Source organism: Pseudomonas sp. X10, from assembly GCF_054889225.1.
Genome location: NZ_CM142677.1, coordinates 4,827,508 through 4,842,979, shown reverse-complemented (window position 1 = coordinate 4,842,979; position 15,472 = coordinate 4,827,508). Strand labels below are relative to the sequence as shown.

At 62.4% G+C, this 15,472-nt stretch carries 12 protein-coding genes; 8 read left to right on the top strand and 4 right to left on the bottom strand.

Annotated features, from left to right (window positions below):
• The first annotated feature begins 435 nt into the window (after positions 1-435).
• The 4 genes from ACYU03_RS22105 (at position 436) to ACYU03_RS22090 (ending at position 5,735) form a co-directional block, all read left to right on the top strand.
• Complete coding sequence (locus ACYU03_RS22105) at positions 436-1,758, top strand: MFS transporter (RefSeq protein WP_461886741.1); 1,323 nt, start codon at positions 436-438, stop codon at positions 1,756-1,758.
• A gap of 31 nt (positions 1,759-1,789) precedes the next feature.
• The gene (locus ACYU03_RS22100) at positions 1,790-2,965 is read left to right on the top strand and encodes an L-rhamnonate dehydratase (RefSeq protein WP_461886740.1); all 1,176 of its coding nucleotides are present in this window, start codon (positions 1,790-1,792) and stop codon (positions 2,963-2,965) included.
• A 54-nt stretch (positions 2,966-3,019) separates the two neighbouring features.
• Complete coding sequence (gene araD1 / locus ACYU03_RS22095) at positions 3,020-4,015, top strand: AraD1 family protein (RefSeq protein ID WP_461886739.1); 996 nt, start codon at positions 3,020-3,022, stop codon at positions 4,013-4,015.
• Positions 4,016-4,154: 139 nt separating this feature from the next.
• Positions 4,155-5,735: an aldehyde dehydrogenase (NADP(+)) gene (locus ACYU03_RS22090; RefSeq protein WP_461886738.1), complete on the top strand. Its 1,581-nt coding sequence runs from the start codon at positions 4,155-4,157 to the stop codon at positions 5,733-5,735.
• A gap of 118 nt (positions 5,736-5,853) precedes the next feature.
• Here ACYU03_RS22090 and ACYU03_RS22085 read toward each other — a convergent pair whose 3' ends face one another.
• The 4 genes from ACYU03_RS22085 to ACYU03_RS22070 form a co-directional block, all read right to left on the bottom strand.
• Positions 5,854-6,834 (bottom strand): LysR family transcriptional regulator, encoded by a 981-nt coding sequence (locus ACYU03_RS22085; RefSeq protein ID WP_461886737.1) that lies wholly within the window; start codon positions 6,832-6,834, stop codon positions 5,854-5,856.
• A gap of 97 nt (positions 6,835-6,931) precedes the next feature.
• A complete protein-coding gene (locus tag ACYU03_RS22080) occupies positions 6,932-8,449 on the bottom strand; it encodes a tripartite tricarboxylate transporter permease (RefSeq protein WP_461886736.1) in 1,518 nt (505 codons plus the stop codon).
• Entirely contained in the window at positions 8,446-8,976 is a 531-nt protein-coding gene (locus tag ACYU03_RS22075; RefSeq protein WP_461886735.1) for a tripartite tricarboxylate transporter TctB family protein, read from the bottom strand. Before ACYU03_RS22075 ends, ACYU03_RS22080 begins: the two co-directional genes overlap by 4 nt.
• Positions 8,977-9,039: 63 nt before the next feature.
• Positions 9,040-10,053 carry a Bug family tripartite tricarboxylate transporter substrate binding protein gene (locus tag ACYU03_RS22070; protein ID WP_461886734.1) on the bottom strand — a complete coding sequence of 338 codons (1,014 nt, stop codon included), beginning with the start codon at positions 10,051-10,053 and terminating at the stop codon, positions 9,040-9,042.
• Positions 10,054-10,299: 246 nt separating this feature from the next.
• On the opposite strand from ACYU03_RS22070, the gene ACYU03_RS22065 reads away from it, so the two are divergent.
• The 4 genes from ACYU03_RS22065 (at position 10,300) to ACYU03_RS22050 (ending at position 15,111) form a co-directional block, all read left to right on the top strand.
• Positions 10,300-11,625 carry an MFS transporter gene (locus ACYU03_RS22065; protein WP_461886733.1) on the top strand — a complete coding sequence of 442 codons (1,326 nt, stop codon included), beginning with the start codon at positions 10,300-10,302 and terminating at the stop codon, positions 11,623-11,625.
• Positions 11,618-12,577 carry an amidohydrolase family protein gene (locus tag ACYU03_RS22060; protein ID WP_461886732.1) on the top strand — a complete coding sequence of 320 codons (960 nt, stop codon included), beginning with the start codon at positions 11,618-11,620 and terminating at the stop codon, positions 12,575-12,577. Before ACYU03_RS22065 ends, ACYU03_RS22060 begins: the two co-directional genes overlap by 8 nt.
• Positions 12,574-13,587 (top strand): 4-hydroxythreonine-4-phosphate dehydrogenase PdxA, encoded by a 1,014-nt coding sequence (locus tag ACYU03_RS22055; RefSeq protein WP_461886731.1) that lies wholly within the window; start codon positions 12,574-12,576, stop codon positions 13,585-13,587. The genes ACYU03_RS22060 and ACYU03_RS22055 overlap by 4 nt, the downstream gene beginning before the upstream one ends.
• Positions 13,588-13,848: 261 nt before the next feature.
• Entirely contained in the window at positions 13,849-15,111 is a 1,263-nt protein-coding gene (locus ACYU03_RS22050) for an OprD family porin (protein ID WP_461886730.1), read from the top strand.
• Positions 15,112-15,472: the final 361 nt, after the last annotated feature.

Below are 15,472 nucleotides of genomic sequence, written 5' to 3'. Positions count from 1 at the left end.
ACCGACGGGACGCTCTGCGTCCCGTTTTGCGTTTGTGAGGAAACCACACATGGGCATCATCGATCGGCCGAAATTGACCCTGCCAGACGGTGGCGACTGCCTACAGCTTCCGAGTCGTTCACAGCTCCTGGGGTCAGCAGGCGCCCTGCATAGGTGCTGCGTGATGAATGAGAAGAGAGGTGATTTTAGACCGTTAAGTTGAACCGAAGCCCCGCGTAATGACTGACGTTGTGCGGGCGATAACCGTGCCAGGGTGTATTCAGGCGATGGTATTTCCTCAGGTTATCGAAGGATGTGCAGAAGTGATTATCGGCAAGGAGGGGGCGTGGATACAGTTGCCCCGTCACCCGCGACGGCAAGACGCGCCGGTGGCCTCCAACAAAAAGCCTGTCCTGATGCTTCGCAGGACGATCACCGGCAAGAAAGGAAGACTTCATGAGCTCCATGAGCGATCAAGCCAGGGCCCTGGCCTCGGCGATTACCACCAGCCGTATGCGGCTTCTGCCATTTCTCATTCTGATGTACGTGCTGGCCTTCATCGACCGGGCCAACGTCGGTTACGCGCGGGCCTTCCTGCAGGCCGACACCGGGCTGGGCGATGCTGCCTTCGCCTTTGGCGCGAGCATCTTCTTCATCGGCTATGCCTGCTTCGAGGTCCCCAGCAACCTTATGCTGCACCGCCTCGGCGCCAAGGTCTGGCTTTGCCGGATCATGGTCACCTGGGGCTTGGTGTCGGCAGCGATGATGTTTGCCGACACCGCCGCCACTTTTTATGTGCTGCGCTTCCTGCTGGGTATCGCCGAAGCAGGCTTCTTTCCCGGCATCATCCTTTACCTGACCTACTGGTTCCCGGCGCAAAGCCGCGCCCAGGCGCTGGGCTTGTTCTATTTCGGCCTGCCGCTGGCGCTGGTCCTGGGTGGCCCGTTGTCGGGCTGGCTGCTGGAGTTCCACGGAGTGTTTGGGCTGCGCAACTGGCAGTGGTTGTTTGTCGCCGAAGGGCTACTGGCCTCGGTAGTTGGTGTGGCGGCCTATTTCTACCTGGTCAACCGGCCGCGTGACGCCCGCTGGTTGAGCGAGGCGCAGAAGCAGGCGCTGGAGGCCAAGCTGGCTGAAGAGGATGCGCAGAAGCAGGCCAACAGCCCGCACGGTTTTCTCAGTGCCTTGCGCAATGGGCAGGTGATGAAGTTCTGCCTGGTCTACTTCACCATCCAGATGAGCGTGTATGGCGTGGTGTTCTACCTGCCGACCCGCATCGCCAGTTTCCTCGATGGCCAGGTCGGCCTCAACGTTGGGCTGGTCACCGCGATCCCATGGCTCTGTGCCCTGGTGGTGACACGCCTGGTGACGCGTTACGCCGACCGTAGCGGCCTGCACCGGCAACTCGCTGTGGCCATGCTGGGCATGGCGGCGGCTGGCATCGCCGCTTCTGCGCTGGCCGGCAGCTTGCCGTTGGCTGTGCTTGCCTTCTGTTTCGCCGCCGCCGGTTTCGTCGCCGTGCAGCCGCTGTTCTGGACCATCCCTACCGGTTATCTGAGTGGGGCGGCAGCTGCCAGCGGTATTGCCCTGATCAACTCCCTTGGCAACCTCGGCGGGTTCGTTGCGCCGAACCTCAAGACGCTGATGGAAAACCTCTTCGCCGACCCCCGTGCCGGCATGTTCGCCCTGGCTTTGGTGGGCGTGCTGGGGGCTTGCCTGTTGTCCCGACTCAAGTCTTCCCGACCCTCGTCCACCCCGCTGAAACCTGCTCGGGCTGGCTGACCAACCTTATGCAGCGATAGGAGCTGTGATCATGAAAATCAAATCTATCCGTACCCGTGTTTTCGAGTGGAAAGGCAAGGTCGTGCCACCTCAGGCGCACTTCTGCACCAACGCCAGCGACATCCTGTTCGAGAAGGGCGATGCCATGGGCTCGTTCCGCTTCCACGGTTGGCTGGTCGTGGAAGTCGAAACCGACAATGGCATCGTCGGTATCGGTAACTGCGCGCTGGCGCCTCGCGTGGCCAAGGAAATCATCGATACTTACCTGGCGCCGATCGCCATCGGCGAAGACCCCTTCGACAACGAATACATCTGGCAGAAGATGTACCGCCAGAGTCACGCCTGGGGCCGCAAGGGTATCGGCATGGCGGCGATCTCGGCGATCGACATCGCCATCTGGGACATCATGGGCAAGGCGGTGAACAAGCCGGTGTTCAAGCTGTTGGGTGGGCGCACCAAGGAAAAGATCTGGACCTACGCCTCCAAGCTGTACGCCAACGACAACCTCGACCTGTTCCTCGAAGAGGCCCAAGGCTATCTGAACCAGGGTTTCACCGCGTTGAAGATGCGCTTCGGCTACGGCCCCAAGGACGGTCCGGCAGGCATGCGCCGCAACATCGAACAGGTACGTGCCCTGCGTGAGTTGGCCGGCCCGGATGTCGACATCATGCTCGAGTGCTACATGGGCTGGACCCTGGAATACGCCCGCCGGATGCTGCCCAAGCTGGCCGAGTTCGAGCCGCGCTGGCTGGAAGAGCCGGTGATCGCCGACGACATCGAAGGTTATATCGAGCTGAAGAAGATGGGCATCATGCCTATCTCTGGTGGTGAGCACGAGTTCACCTCCTATGGCTTCAAGGACCTGCTGGAGCGCCGCGCGGTGGACGTGATCCAGTACGACACCAACCGTGTCGGCGGTATCACCGCCGCCCGCAAGATCAACGCCATGGCCGAGGCCTGGTCGGTGCCGGTGATTCCTCATGCCGGACAGATGCACAACTATCACCTGACCATGGCCAGCACCGCGTCGCCGATGGCTGAGTTCTTCCCCGTGTTCGACGTCGAGGTTGGCAACGAGCTGTTCTACTACGTCTTCAAGGGCGAGCCGCAACCGGTCAACGGCTACATCCAGTTGGATGACAACAAGCCGGGCCTGGGCCTGGAGATTTCCGACGAATACCTCAACGACTTCAACATCATCGAGTGATCGCAGGGCGCCTGCGCAAGGGGGCGCCATTCGCATCAGGCAGGAGGGCAGGACATGCGGCTGATTCAATTCGAAGATCAAGCAGGGCAGCGCCACGTCGGTGTTGTCGAGGGCGCGCAAGTACAAGTGGTTCGCGGTGCGCGCACGACCCGTGAGCTGGGGCTGGCGGCCATCCGTGCTGCGCACGGCCTGGCCGAGGAGGTGCAGGCACGTGGCACCGACGCAGGGCCGGACTATTCCGGATTGCTGGCAGATGGACTGGTCTTGCCGCCGTTGGACCATGAGGACCCGGCGCACTGCCTGGTCAGCGGTACTGGCCTGACCCATCTGGGCAGTGCCGCCACGCGTGACAAGATGCACCAGCAGAACCAGCAGGATGAGGCCACGCTGACCGACACCATGCGTATCTTCAAATGGGGTCTGGAAGGCGGCAAGCCCGCCAAGGGCGAGGCGGGTGCGCAGCCTGAGTGGTTCTACAAGGGGGATGGCAGCATCGTCGTACGCCCCGGGCAGGACTTCCCGCTACCGTCTTTCGCCGAGGATGCGGGCGAGGAGCCGGAACTGGTCGGCCTCTACCTGATTGGCGAGGATGGTTTGCCGTACCGCCTGGGCTATGCGCTGGGCAACGAGTTCTCCGATCACGTCATGGAGCGGCGCAACTACTTGTATCTGGCCCATTCCAAGCTGCGTTTCTGCGCCTATGGCCCGGAGCTGCGGGTGGGGGAGCTGCCGCGTCACCTGCAGGGCAATAGTCGGATCCTGCGCGATGGCGAGGTGCTCTGGGAGCGGCCGTTCCTTTCCGGTGAGGACAACATGTGCCACAGCCTGGAGAATCTGGAGTACCACCACTTCAAGTACGCCCAGTTCTTGCGGCCGGGGGATGTGCATGTGCACTACTTCGGCACGGCGACCTTGTCCTTCGCTGATGGCATCAGGGTACAGCCGGGCGATACCTTCGAGATCGGTATCGCCGATTTTGGCGCGCCGCTGCGCAATGGTGTCGTTCGCAACGAGACGTCGTTGGCGCCGGGCCGAGTCGCGGCACTCTGACCCACCGCGTGCATACGCGCACCACGGCGTCTGCCAGATGCCCGTGGTGCGTGGCCCCGCTCATTTCCCCTCGTTTTCCAGCCCTGCCGGCCCGCCGTAGCAGGGCCTCACGACCCTCAGAGGTCTAGGAGATTCATGCATGGCTACCATTCTCGGTCACAACTACATCGGTGGCGCCCGCAGCGCGGCAGGCGATGTTTCCCTGCAGAGCTACGACGCCACTACCGGTGAGGCGTTGCCCTATCTTTTCATGCAGGCCACCGCCGAGCAGGTTGATGCTGCGGCCGAAGCTGCGGCACAAGCCTATGCCGCCTACCGCGTGTTGCCGTCCAGCCGGCGTGCTGACTTCCTGGAGGCCATCGCCGACGAAATCGATGCGTTGGGCGATGACTTTGTCGCGATCGTCTGTCGTGAAACTGCCTTGCCTGCGGCACGTATTCAGGGTGAACGAGGCCGCACCAGTGGGCAGATGCGGCTGTTCGCCAATGTGTTGCGCCGGGGCGACTTCCAGGGCGCACGCATCGACCGCGCATTACCTGACCGTACGCCGCTGCCGCGCCCGGATCTGCGCCAGTGCCAGATCGGCGTGGGGCCGGTAGCCGTGTTCGGTGCCAGCAATTTCCCCCTGGCCTTTTCCACGGCCGGTGGTGATACCGCCGCCGCCTTGGCTGCCGGTTGCCCAGTGGTGTTCAAGGCGCACAGCGGCCATATGGCCACCGCCGAGCTGGTCGCCGATGCGATCTTGCGGGCAGCGCAGCGTACCGATATGCCCAAGGGTGTGTTCAACATGATCTACGGCGGGGGTGTCGGTGAGAGGTTGGTCAAGCACCCGGCGATTCAAGCGGTGGGTTTCACTGGTTCGCTGAAGGGCGGGCGAGCCCTGTGTGACATGGCCGCCGCGCGCCCGCAGCCTATCCCTGTGTTCGCCGAGATGAGCAGCATCAACCCGGTGATCCTGCTGCCCGAGGCACTTGAATTGCGGGGGGCGGCGATTGCGGGTGAGTTGGCCGCTTCGGTGGTACTGGGGTGCGGTCAGTTCTGTACCAACCCCGGCCTGGTCATGGGTATCCGCTCGCCCGCATTTTCGGCGTTTCTGGACAACCTGAGCGCACACATGGCCGACCAGGCGCCGCAGACCATGCTCAATGCCGGTACGCTGGCTAGCTACACCCAGGGCCTGGCAGCTTTGCACGCCCATCCGGGTATCCGTCACTTGGCTGGGCAAGGGCAAGAAGGGCGGCAGGCGAAGCCACAGCTGTTCCACGCGGATGTGAGCTTGCTGTTGGAGCACGATGAGCTGCTGCAGGAAGAAGTCTTCGGCCCGACCACCATCGTCATCGAAGTGGCTGATCAGGCCGAATTGCTGCGTGCCGTGGCAGGCTTGCGCGGCCAGCTCACCGCTACCCTGATCGCCGAGCCGACGGAGCTGCAGCATTTTGCAGCGCTGGTGCCTGTGCTGGAGCAAAAGGCTGGCCGCCTGCTGCTCAATGGGTATCCGACCGGTGTCGAGGTGTGCGATGCCATGGTCCACGGCGGCCCCTATCCAGCTACCTCCGATGTTCGCGGCACCTCGGTGGGGTCGCTGGCCATCGCACGCTTCCTGCGTCCAGTGTGCTACCAGAACTACCCGGACGCGCTACTGCCCGAAGCCCTGCAGAACGCCAACCCGTTGGGTATCAACCGCCTGGTGGACGGTGTCATGACCCGGGAAGCACTGTGACCGGCAGTTTTGGCCAAGCATCTGGCTGACGAGGTACAGGAGCGCTAAGCGCCCTTTGAAGCGAGTGCCTTCAAGGGGCGTTCGTCGTTGTGCTGTCCTGAGCAGTTGCTCGCGATCATCAAGACAATTTGGTCTGTGATGCAACAGGCGCGTTGCCAAGGCCTTGCTTGGCTTGTTCGGTATGGACCGTCGCCATGAAGGCCTGCATGGCGGAGGAGTGCACGCGGTGGCGGCGGGTGATCAGGCCGTAGGGCGGCAGTTTCGGTTCGATCTGCACGGGCAGTACGGCCAGCAGGTGCCGTCCCGGGTAGTCCTCGATCACCGAGCGTGGAGTGATGCCGATCATATCGGTCTGCTGCAGCAGGGAGAGCAGGGTCATGATCGAGGTGGTTTCGACGATGCTGCTCGGCAGGTCGAGGCGGACATTGTGGAAAGCCTGGTTGACGATGGTGCGCATTGGGCTCGGGTGTTGTTGCAGCACCCACGTCATTTCCTGCAGGCCGTTCCAGTCCAGCGTTGTGGCCTGGGCCAGCGGGTTCTGGGCGCCGGCGACCACGCACAGGTCTTCTTCGCCAAGGCTGTCGAACAGCAGGTCGTCAGTCCGTGCACCACTGGGGATGCGCCCCAGCACCACATCGAGTTGGTCCTGTTGCAGCGCTTGCACCAGCACATCGCTGGTGTCCACCTGGATGCTCATCGACAGACGTGGATGGCTTTGCTTGAGCGTAGCGATGGTACGTGTCAGCAGGCCCGAGGCCAGGGCTGGGATGGCGCCCACGGTGACTCGGCCCAGGTTGCCGGACTCCAATGCCACCAGCTCTTCGCGCATGCCGGAGAGTTCGGCGAAGATCATCTTCGCGTAGTAGATCAGCGTTTCCCCGAAGGGCGTGGCGCGCATGCCGCGGGGCATGCGCTCGAACAGTTCGACACCCAGCAGGTCTTCGGCTTCGTGGAGCATCTTGGTGGCGGCTGGCTGGGTCATGCCGATTTCCTCGGCAGCGCGTCTGAGCGAGCCCAGCTCCTCCAGCGCCATCATCAAGCGGAGTTGGCGCAGGCGCAGGCGACTATGGATGATGCTGGCATTGGGAATACGGGACATGGTTTCGCTCATGGTCAGGAGGCCCGGCAATGGTGGCAAGAAATCAGAGGGGCCGCCAGTCGCCGGACTCTCCATGGGAGGAGCCCGGCGCTGAGCATCATGCGGTCGAGGCGTGTTTGCAGGAGCGGCGTGTCAGCAACCGGACTGCGCGAGCGAGCAGTGGCCAGAACAACATCAGCAGTGCGGCGGTGGTCAGGCTGCCGACCAGCGGGTTGGACCAGAAGATCGCCAGTTGCCCATCGGAAAACAACATCGACTGGCGGAAGGCATCCTCGGCCTTGTCACCGAGCACGGCAGCCAGAACCAGCGGCGCAATCGGATAGCCGAGCTTCTTGAACAGGTAGCCGAGCGCGCCGAAGAGCAGCATCAGCCAGACGTCGGACATCGAGTTGTGTACCGAGTAGGCGCCGATGGCGCAGATCATGATGATGATCGGTGCGATGATCGAGAACGGGATACGCAGGATCGAGGCGAACAGCGGCACCGTGGCGAGTACCACGATCAGGCTGACGACGTTACCTAGGTACATGCTGGCGATCAGCCCCCAGACGAAGTCATGTTGCTCGACGAACAGTGTCGGCCCAGGGTGCAGGCCCCAGATCATCAGCCCGCCAAGCATCACCGCGGCGGTCGCCGAGCCGGGGATGCCGAGGGTCAGCATCGGCAGCAGGGCACTGGTGCCGGCGCTGTGGTCGGCGGTTTCCGGGGCGATCACGCCTTCCATTTCACCTTTGCCGAAGTTGTCGCGTTGCTTGGAGAAGCGCCGCGCCAGGCTGTAGCTCATGAACGAGGCGGCGGTCGGGCCTCCCGGGGTGACGCCCATCCAGCACCCGACCAGGGCGCTGCGCAGCCAGGTCAGCCAGTAGCGGGGCAGTTTGGCCCAGGTGCGCAGGATCACCATGGGCGTGATTCGCGCCCGTTCGCCACGAAACACCAGGCCTTCCTCGACGGTGCAAAGGATTTCACCGATGCCGAACAGGCCGATCACGGCGACCTCGAAGCTCAACCCTGAGAGCATCCAGGGCTGGTCGAACGTCAGGCGCAGGTCGCCCGACACCGTATCCATGCCTACTGCAGCCATGGCGAAGCCGATCATCATCGCCACCACGGTTTTCAGCGGCGGGTTCTTGCTCATGCCGATGAACGTGCAAAACGCCAGCAGGTATACAGCGAAGAACTCCGGCGAGCTGAATGCCATGGCGAATTCGGCGATGCGGGTGGACAGGAAGGTGAGCAGCAGCACCCCGACCAGCGCGCCCAGCAGGGCGGAGGTGAAGGCGGCGGTCAGCGCTTCGCCGGCCTGGCCGTTGCGCGCCATGGGATAGCCGTCGAAAGTGGTGGCCACCGAGGAGGGTTCGCCGGGAATGTTGAACAGGATTGAGGTGATCGAGCCACCGAACAGCGCACCCCAGTACATGCACGACAGCAGGATGATGGCCGACACCGGCGACATGGTGAAGGTCAGTGGCAGCAGCAGGGCTACGCCGTTGGGGGCGCCGAGGCCGGGCAACACGCCGACCAGGATGCCCAGTAGCACGCCAATCACCATCAGGCCCAGGTGGTGGGCGCTAAAGATCAGGCTCATGCCCTGCATCAGGGAATCGAGTTCGCTCATGGCAGGATCCTCTGTAGGACGGCCGGCAGCTCGGCCAGGACGCCAGCATCGAGCGGCACCTTGAACCAGACGGCAAAGATCAGGTAGCTGGCCAGGGGCGCGCCGATGGCAATCGCCAGGATGATCGGCAGCCCATGACGCCGCTCACCCTGGCAGTTACGCCACATGAACCAGGCGATGAACAGTGCCGAGGCCAGGTAGATGCCGAGCAGCGACTGCAGTATCACGTAGGCGGTGATCGGCAGGAACACCGCCAGCACCTGGGCGAATGCCTTGCGAGCAACGAACGCGCTTGCCAATGCCTTCCAGCGCAGCAGCACCATGAGCAGATTGCCAAGGCTGGCACTGCTCAGCAGCAGGCCGATGTAGAACGGGAAGTATCCGGCCTCTGGACCGCTGTCGCTCCAGCCGATGCCGATCTCCAGGCTGCCATACATGACGATGCCGCCCAAGGCGGCGGTGAACAGCGCCAGCGCGATTTCCACCCAGCGGGTGGATACCAGCGGCGCATTCTTGGATATGGACATGCAAGTCTCCTAGGCGTGAGTGCCTGTGCCCTTGGTTTATGAAGCTCAAGGGCGCTGGGGGATTCACTGGCGCAGCCAGCCGGCTTCCTGGAACAGCGGGATAACGCGCTGACGGTCTTTCTCGATGTAGGTGATCAGGTCCTGGCCTTCGAGGAAGGTCGGCGCCAGCGCCGAGCGCTCGACATAGGCCTTGAACTCGGGGGCCTGGCTGACTTTGCGCATCAGCTCGACATAGAAGGCACGTTGCTCGTCGCTGATGCCGCCCGGCAGGAACACCGTACGTGGAAAGCGATACTGGTCGATCCCCAGTCCTTGTTCATGGCAGGTCGGAATATCAGCCCAGGACTGTTCCGCGGTCACCTTCTGGCGATAGATCATGCGCTCGTGGCTGAACACGCACAGCGGCTTGACCTGGCCGCCGCGCCATTGGCTGAGGCTTTCGGCCGGGTTGTTGAGGTTGGCGGCGATGTGCTTGCCCGCCAACTGGATGGACGCTTCACTGCCGCTCTTGAAGGGGATATAGGTGAGCTTGCTGCCGGCCTGTTTGGCGAGCATCAGGGTTAGGGTCTGGTCGACGTCCTTGGACTGGCTGCCACCGATGCGCAGTTTCTCCGGGTTCTTCGACAGTTCGGCATTGAAGGCCGTGGCGTCTGCCCAAGGGGCGTCCTGGTAGGTCCAGAGGATGAAGTCGTCCTCGGCGACCGCCGCCACTGGGGTCAGGTCGGTCCACTGGTAGCCGAGTTTGGCGACTAGGGGCAGCAAGTAGACGTTGTTGGTGCCGATTACCAGCTTGTGGGCATCGCCGTTGGCAAGCTTCATGTCGAGGAAGGCTTCGGCGCCATTACCGCCGCCTTTGTTCAGCACCACGGTGTTGACCTCCAGCAAATGGTGCTGGCTGATGGCCGACTGGATCAGGCGGGCCAACTGGTCGGTGCCGCCACCGGGACCGCCGGCCACGACGATTTCTACGTTCTTCTCGGGCTGCCAGCTATCCGCCAGGGCGGGCATGGTGCTGGCACAGAACAAAGAGCAGGCGGCGAGAAAACGGACGGCTCGACGCGCAGGGGCGAAGGGCATGGTGGACCTCTCTTGTCATTGTTATGGAGGCCCGAGTGTGGGAAGCCCGCCGATAAGCGTCTACTCAAAAGAACCTATACATTGATAACCCCCGGCTATAGGTCGGGCGCTGGTGAGCTATAACCAGAGGCGATGGGGTGATGAGCAGGTTTGATTAGACGGTTATCGATACCAGGCCGATAGTTCGATCTGTCGGGCATGTACTGTCACCCGATCTACAAAAACAACAAAACAGAGGAACTACCCATGGCTCAGCCACCATCAGCTGTGCTGCAGACCGTTCACCCGCGTGACGAGACGGTCGTGGCGAAGGCGAGCAATGTGCGCTGGCGTATCTTCGCCATCATCTTCGCGCTCACCGTCATCAACTTGGTCGACCGTGTTTCCCTGTCTATAGCCATGCCGACCATCGCCGCTGAGTTCGAGCTGACGCCGAGCATGCAGGGGCTGATCCTCAGCAGTTTCTTCTGGGCCTACGCCTTGTTGCAGATTCCGGGCGGCTGGCTGATCGACCGCTATGGCCCACGCCGCGTGATTGGTTGGTCCACTGGCCTGTGGGGCGCCTTCCAGACCTTGGCTGCCTTCGCCACCGGCGGTATTTCGCTAATGTTCGCCAGGGTCGCCCTGGGGGCTGCGGAAGCGCCTTTGTTCCCCTCCGGCGGCAAGCTCAATTCGCTCTGGCTGGGTGCCAACGAGCGCAGTCGCGGTGCTGTGCTGATGGACTGCGGCGGCCCACTGGGCGCTGCCCTCGGCGGCCTGATCATTGCTTACCTGATCGCCGTGTTCGGCTCCTGGCGTACCGCCTTCTTCATCGCGGGCATCGCCACCCTGGCCATGGCTTGGGTGGCCTGGCGCTATCTGCGTGACAACCCTGCCGACCATCCAGGCGTCAACGCGGCCGAGCTGGACAAGATCAACGGTACGCGTGCCGTACCGGTGGCCGAAGCGGCGCGGCAAACCATGCGTGGGTTGGGCATCGCCAGGCGTTCGTTGGTCGGCATCCTGATCGGCCGCGCCAGTTGGGCGATGGTGTTCTTCGGCCTGCTGACCTGGGGCCCGAGCTACCTGTCCCAGGCACGTGGTTTTGACATCAAAGGTATCGGTGCTGCCACCTTCATCATTTTCCTCTGCGGTGCCATCGGTTCGTTGTGTGGCGGCTTCCTCTGCGACTTGCTGATCCGCAAGGGCGTGCGCCGCGGCCTGGCGGCGAAGGGCCTGCTGACAGTGTCCGGGCTGGTGGCCTTGATGGCCTTCCTGTTGCTGCCGGGGCTGAGCAATGCCTACGCCGCCGTGGCCATGCTATCGCTGACCGCCTTCTTCCTGATGTGGGGCAGCCTGTACTGGAGCTTCCCGGCGCTGCTCGCGGCCCCTGCGCGGGTCGGCCTGATCGGTGGCGTGATGAACATGGCTGGCAGCCTGGGCGGTATTGCCGTGCCGATCCTGGTCGGCCTGCTGCTGCAGCACCTGGGCGGTTATTCGGCGGTGCTCGCCTTCTTCGCCGCGTGCTCGGCACTATTCATCGCCGGCACCTTGTTGATCGCTCTGGACAAAACCGAGGTAAACCATGGCTGAGTTGTATGACGGGCCGATCGTCGATGCCCACCACCATTTCTGGGACCCGCAGCAGAATTACCACCCGTGGTTGTCGGGCAGTGAAACGATCCCGTTCCGTTACGGTGACTACAGCGCGATCAAGCGCCGCTACTTTCCTGAGGATTACTTCGCCGATGCCGGTGAGCACCAAGTGATCGAGACGGTGTATGTGGAGACTGAATGGGACCCGCTCGACCCGGTGGGCGAAACCCGTTTCATCCATGAGGTAGCGGCCCGTTACGGCGCACCCCATGCCGTGGTCGCGCAAGCCTGGCTGGACGCGCCCGACGCTGCCGAGGTGCTGGCAGCCCAGGCCGCTTTCGCCCGAGTGCGCAGCGTACGGCACAAACCCGGCGGCCCCAGCAAGCCGGAAGAGGTGGGGCACACGCAGAGCCTGATGAGTGATGAGTGCTGGCGCCGTGGCTTTGCCGAGCTGGCCCGCCACGAATTGCATTTCGACCTGCAGACGCCCTGGTGGAACCTCGTCGAAGCCGAGCGGCTAGCGCGTGATTTTCCCCAGACTTTGCTGATTCTCAACCATGCCGGTTTGCCTTCGGACCGCAGCGAGCAGGGCCTGGCTGCCTGGCACAAAGCCATGGCGCGTTTCGCCGAGTGTCCGAACGTAGCGGTGAAGATTTCCGGTATCGGCCAGGCTGGCAAACGCTGGAGCGCGGACGACAATGCCTGGATTGTCCGCGAGATCATCGCCATGTTTGGCGCCGAGCGGGCGATGTTCGCCAGCAACTTTCCTGTCGACGGCCTGTGTGGATCGTTCGACGACATTTACCGCGGTTTCAAGCGCATCGTCATCGACCTGCCGCGTGAATCGCAGGAACAGCTTTTCTACCGCAATGCCCGGCGCATCTATCGCACCGTGCCCGACGCCGTGCGCTTGGCGCAGGCGTCCAACGATATGAGGACCACCGCATGAGCAGCACTAATCTTCCACGCCTGGCCATGGTGCTTGGCGATCCGGCCGGCATTGGCCCGGAACTGATTGCCCGTCTGCTGGCCGAGCCCGAGGTGCGTGGCAAGGCGCATGTTGTTTTGATCGCCGACGAAGCCGAGGCGCGCAAGGGCATGCAGATTGCTGGATGCGAGTTCCCTTACCGTCGTATCGAGTCGCTGGAGTCATTGGACTTTATCGATGACGTACCGCTGCTCTACCCGTTTCGCGGGCAGGCCCAAGGCGAGTTTCCCCGCAGTGAGGCAAGTGTGGTCGGTGGCCGTTACAGCCTCGACACCCTGGAGGTGGCGGTGCGCTTGACCGAATCGGGGAGCACCGATGCGGTGCTGTTCGGGCCTCTGAACAAGACCTCACTGCACATGGCCGGCATGGCCCACAGCGATGAGCTGCATTGGTTTGCTGAGCTGCTGGACTTCCACGGGCCGTTCTGTGAGTTCAATGTACTCGACAACCTCTGGACGTCGCGGGTGACCTCCCACGTGGCCTTGGCCGAAGTACCGGGGATGCTCAGCCAGGCACGGGTGGTCGAGGCCATCCGCCTGATCGATACCGCGCTCAAGCGCAGCGGCATGGAAAAACCGCGCATCGGGGTGTGTGGCCTGAACCCGCACAACGGCGACAACGGCAGCTTCGGTCGTGAAGAGTTGGATATCATCGGCCCGGCGGTGCAGAGCGCCCGGGAGCAGGGTATCGACGCTATCGGGCCGTACCCGGGCGACACCATCTTCCTCAAGGTGCAGGGTGACAGCCAGGCCTTCGACGCCGTGGTGACCATGTATCACGACCAAGGCCAGATCGCGATCAAGCTGATGGGCTTCTCCCGTGGCGTCACGGTCCAAGGCGGTCTGCCAATCCCTATCACCACCCCGGCCCACGGCACAGCCTTCGACATCGCCGGGCAGGGCAAGGCCAACGTCGGTGCTACCCGGCAGGCGTTCGAGATTGCTTGTCGCATGGGGCGTCACACCCGTTAAACCCCAGCCTCACGCATAACAACACTAAGGACCGTGCCATCATGCTCCCCAGCCTCCATCCTCCTCTGTTTCTTCCCGGTAAGGGCAGGGCGTGCGGCCGTGGGGCTGGCTACCGCTTTCCTCTGGCGTAGCGCGCATAGCGTCCATCGCAACGACCTGAAGGCCAACTGACTACCAGGGCCTTCGCTGAACTGTACAAAACCTCTGCCCAGGGCATTTTGCCCTGCGGCGTTTTGCTGTCCGGAAAAAAGGAAAATAACAATGATCCGACGCCACTCTGTCACTGTTCCGCCCTCGCTGAAGGCTGCGGCGATAGCCCCGCTAGTGCTGGCCGGCTTGCCGCTGACGGCCTGGGCCGAAGGCTTCATCGAGGATGCCAGCGTGACCTTGGGGATGCGCAACCTGTACTTCAACCGCGATTTCCGCCAACCCGATGCTGCCCAGTCGAAACAGGAAGAATGGGCCCAGGGCCTGCTGTTGCAGGCCAAGTCCGGCTATACCGCCGGTACGTTGGGTGTGGGTGTCGATGTGATCGGCCAATTGGGTTTGAAGCTGGACAGCAGCCCGGCGCGCAGCGGTTCTGGCTTGTTGCCCAAGGGCGATGATGGACGTGCCGCCGATAGCTATTCGCGGCTTGGCTCCGCGGTCAAGTTGAAACTGTCTAGTACCGAACTGAAGGTCGGCGAGTTGATGCCGGAGTTACCGATCCTGTTGCGTAACGATGGCCGCCTGCTGCCGCAGACCTTCCAAGGGGCCATGCTTACCTCCCGGGAAGTTGCTGGCCTGACCTTGCATGGTGGGCAGATGCGTTCGCTGAGTCAGCGCAACTCCAGCAACCATGAGGACCTATCGGTGGATGGGCGCCCTGCGATCCTCTCCGACCGCTTCAACTATATGGGGGCGGAGTACCGTTTCAATGCAGAGCGCAGCCAGGTCGGCGTCTGGCAGGCAGCGCTCGAAGATGTCTACCGGCAACGCTTCTACAACCTGAGTCATCAGCAGAAGATCGGCGACTGGGCCCTGGCCGGCAACATTGGCCTGTTCACTACCAGTGAAGAGGGCAGGGCGGACCTGGGGGATCTGGATAACCGTGCGTTCACCAGTTTCATCTCCGCCAGTTGGCGCGGGCACACCTTCGCTGGCGGTTATCAGCGCATGTATGGCGACGACGGAATGATCTATATCGCCGGGACCAGCACACCGCTGGTCAACGACATCCAGGTACGCAACTTCACCACGGCCGGCGAACGCTCCTGGCAACTTCGCTATGACTATAACTTCGCGGCGTTGGGGATCCCTGGCCTGACGGCGCTGACTCGCTATGTGCGGGGTGATCATGCTGAGGTCGGAGGAGCTGACGATGGTCGCGCCTGGGAGCGCGATATCGACATCAGTTATGTCATCCAGGGCGGGCCGTTGAAGAACCTCGGCCTGCGCTGGCGCAATGCTATGGTGCGCTCCAATTACGCCGCCGATGTCGATGAGAACCGTTTGATCCTTTCCTACTCCCTGCCTCTGTACTGACTACCAATTGCTGGTGGCGGACTGGGGGATGACCGGTAAAACCCTAGGTCTCATACGCTTCCAGGGATCTCGGTGGAAAAGAAAAACCCCTTGAAGCGTTTATCTTCAAGGGGTTTCCCGAGGGCCAGGTTTTGGCTAGACGTTAGGCGGTAAGTGTTGGGTTCCAAGCCAAGCTCTGTAGGCTCTAAGGCGAATTGCGAAGTTAGGTGTACCCGATTTTATACCCGGTTTTGAATTTGTAGGTGGTTTGTGTCGCACACCTCGCAGTGCGGTAAGGACTGCGAATGGTGCTGCTCGGTGGAGGGCCTAGTTCGGCTATCACCAGACAGAAATAAACGCTCGGTTTGCGCGAGGCTGACCG

Excerpts from the sequence above, each read along its gene's own strand:
- ACYU03_RS22105 (WP_461886741.1), top strand. The coding sequence starts at position 436 with ATGAGCTCCATGAGCGATCAAGCCAGGGCCCTGGCCTCGGCGATTACC.
- ACYU03_RS22100 (WP_461886740.1), top strand. The coding sequence starts at position 1,790 with ATGAAAATCAAATCTATCCGTACCCGTGTTTTCGAGTGGAAAGGCAAG.
- araD1 (WP_461886739.1), top strand. The coding sequence starts at position 3,020 with ATGCGGCTGATTCAATTCGAAGATCAAGCAGGGCAGCGCCACGTCGGT.
- ACYU03_RS22090 (WP_461886738.1), top strand. The coding sequence starts at position 4,155 with ATGGCTACCATTCTCGGTCACAACTACATCGGTGGCGCCCGCAGCGCG.
- ACYU03_RS22085 (WP_461886737.1), bottom strand. The coding sequence starts at position 6,834 with ATGTCCCGTATTCCCAATGCCAGCATCATCCATAGTCGCCTGCGCCTG.
- ACYU03_RS22080 (WP_461886736.1), bottom strand. The coding sequence starts at position 8,449 with ATGAGCGAACTCGATTCCCTGATGCAGGGCATGAGCCTGATCTTTAGC.
- ACYU03_RS22075 (WP_461886735.1), bottom strand. The coding sequence starts at position 8,976 with ATGTCCATATCCAAGAATGCGCCGCTGGTATCCACCCGCTGGGTGGAA.
- ACYU03_RS22070 (WP_461886734.1), bottom strand. The coding sequence starts at position 10,053 with ATGCCCTTCGCCCCTGCGCGTCGAGCCGTCCGTTTTCTCGCCGCCTGC.
- ACYU03_RS22065 (WP_461886733.1), top strand. The coding sequence starts at position 10,300 with ATGGCTCAGCCACCATCAGCTGTGCTGCAGACCGTTCACCCGCGTGAC.
- ACYU03_RS22060 (WP_461886732.1), top strand. The coding sequence starts at position 11,618 with ATGGCTGAGTTGTATGACGGGCCGATCGTCGATGCCCACCACCATTTC.
- ACYU03_RS22055 (WP_461886731.1), top strand. The coding sequence starts at position 12,574 with ATGAGCAGCACTAATCTTCCACGCCTGGCCATGGTGCTTGGCGATCCG.
- ACYU03_RS22050 (WP_461886730.1), top strand. The coding sequence starts at position 13,849 with ATGATCCGACGCCACTCTGTCACTGTTCCGCCCTCGCTGAAGGCTGCG.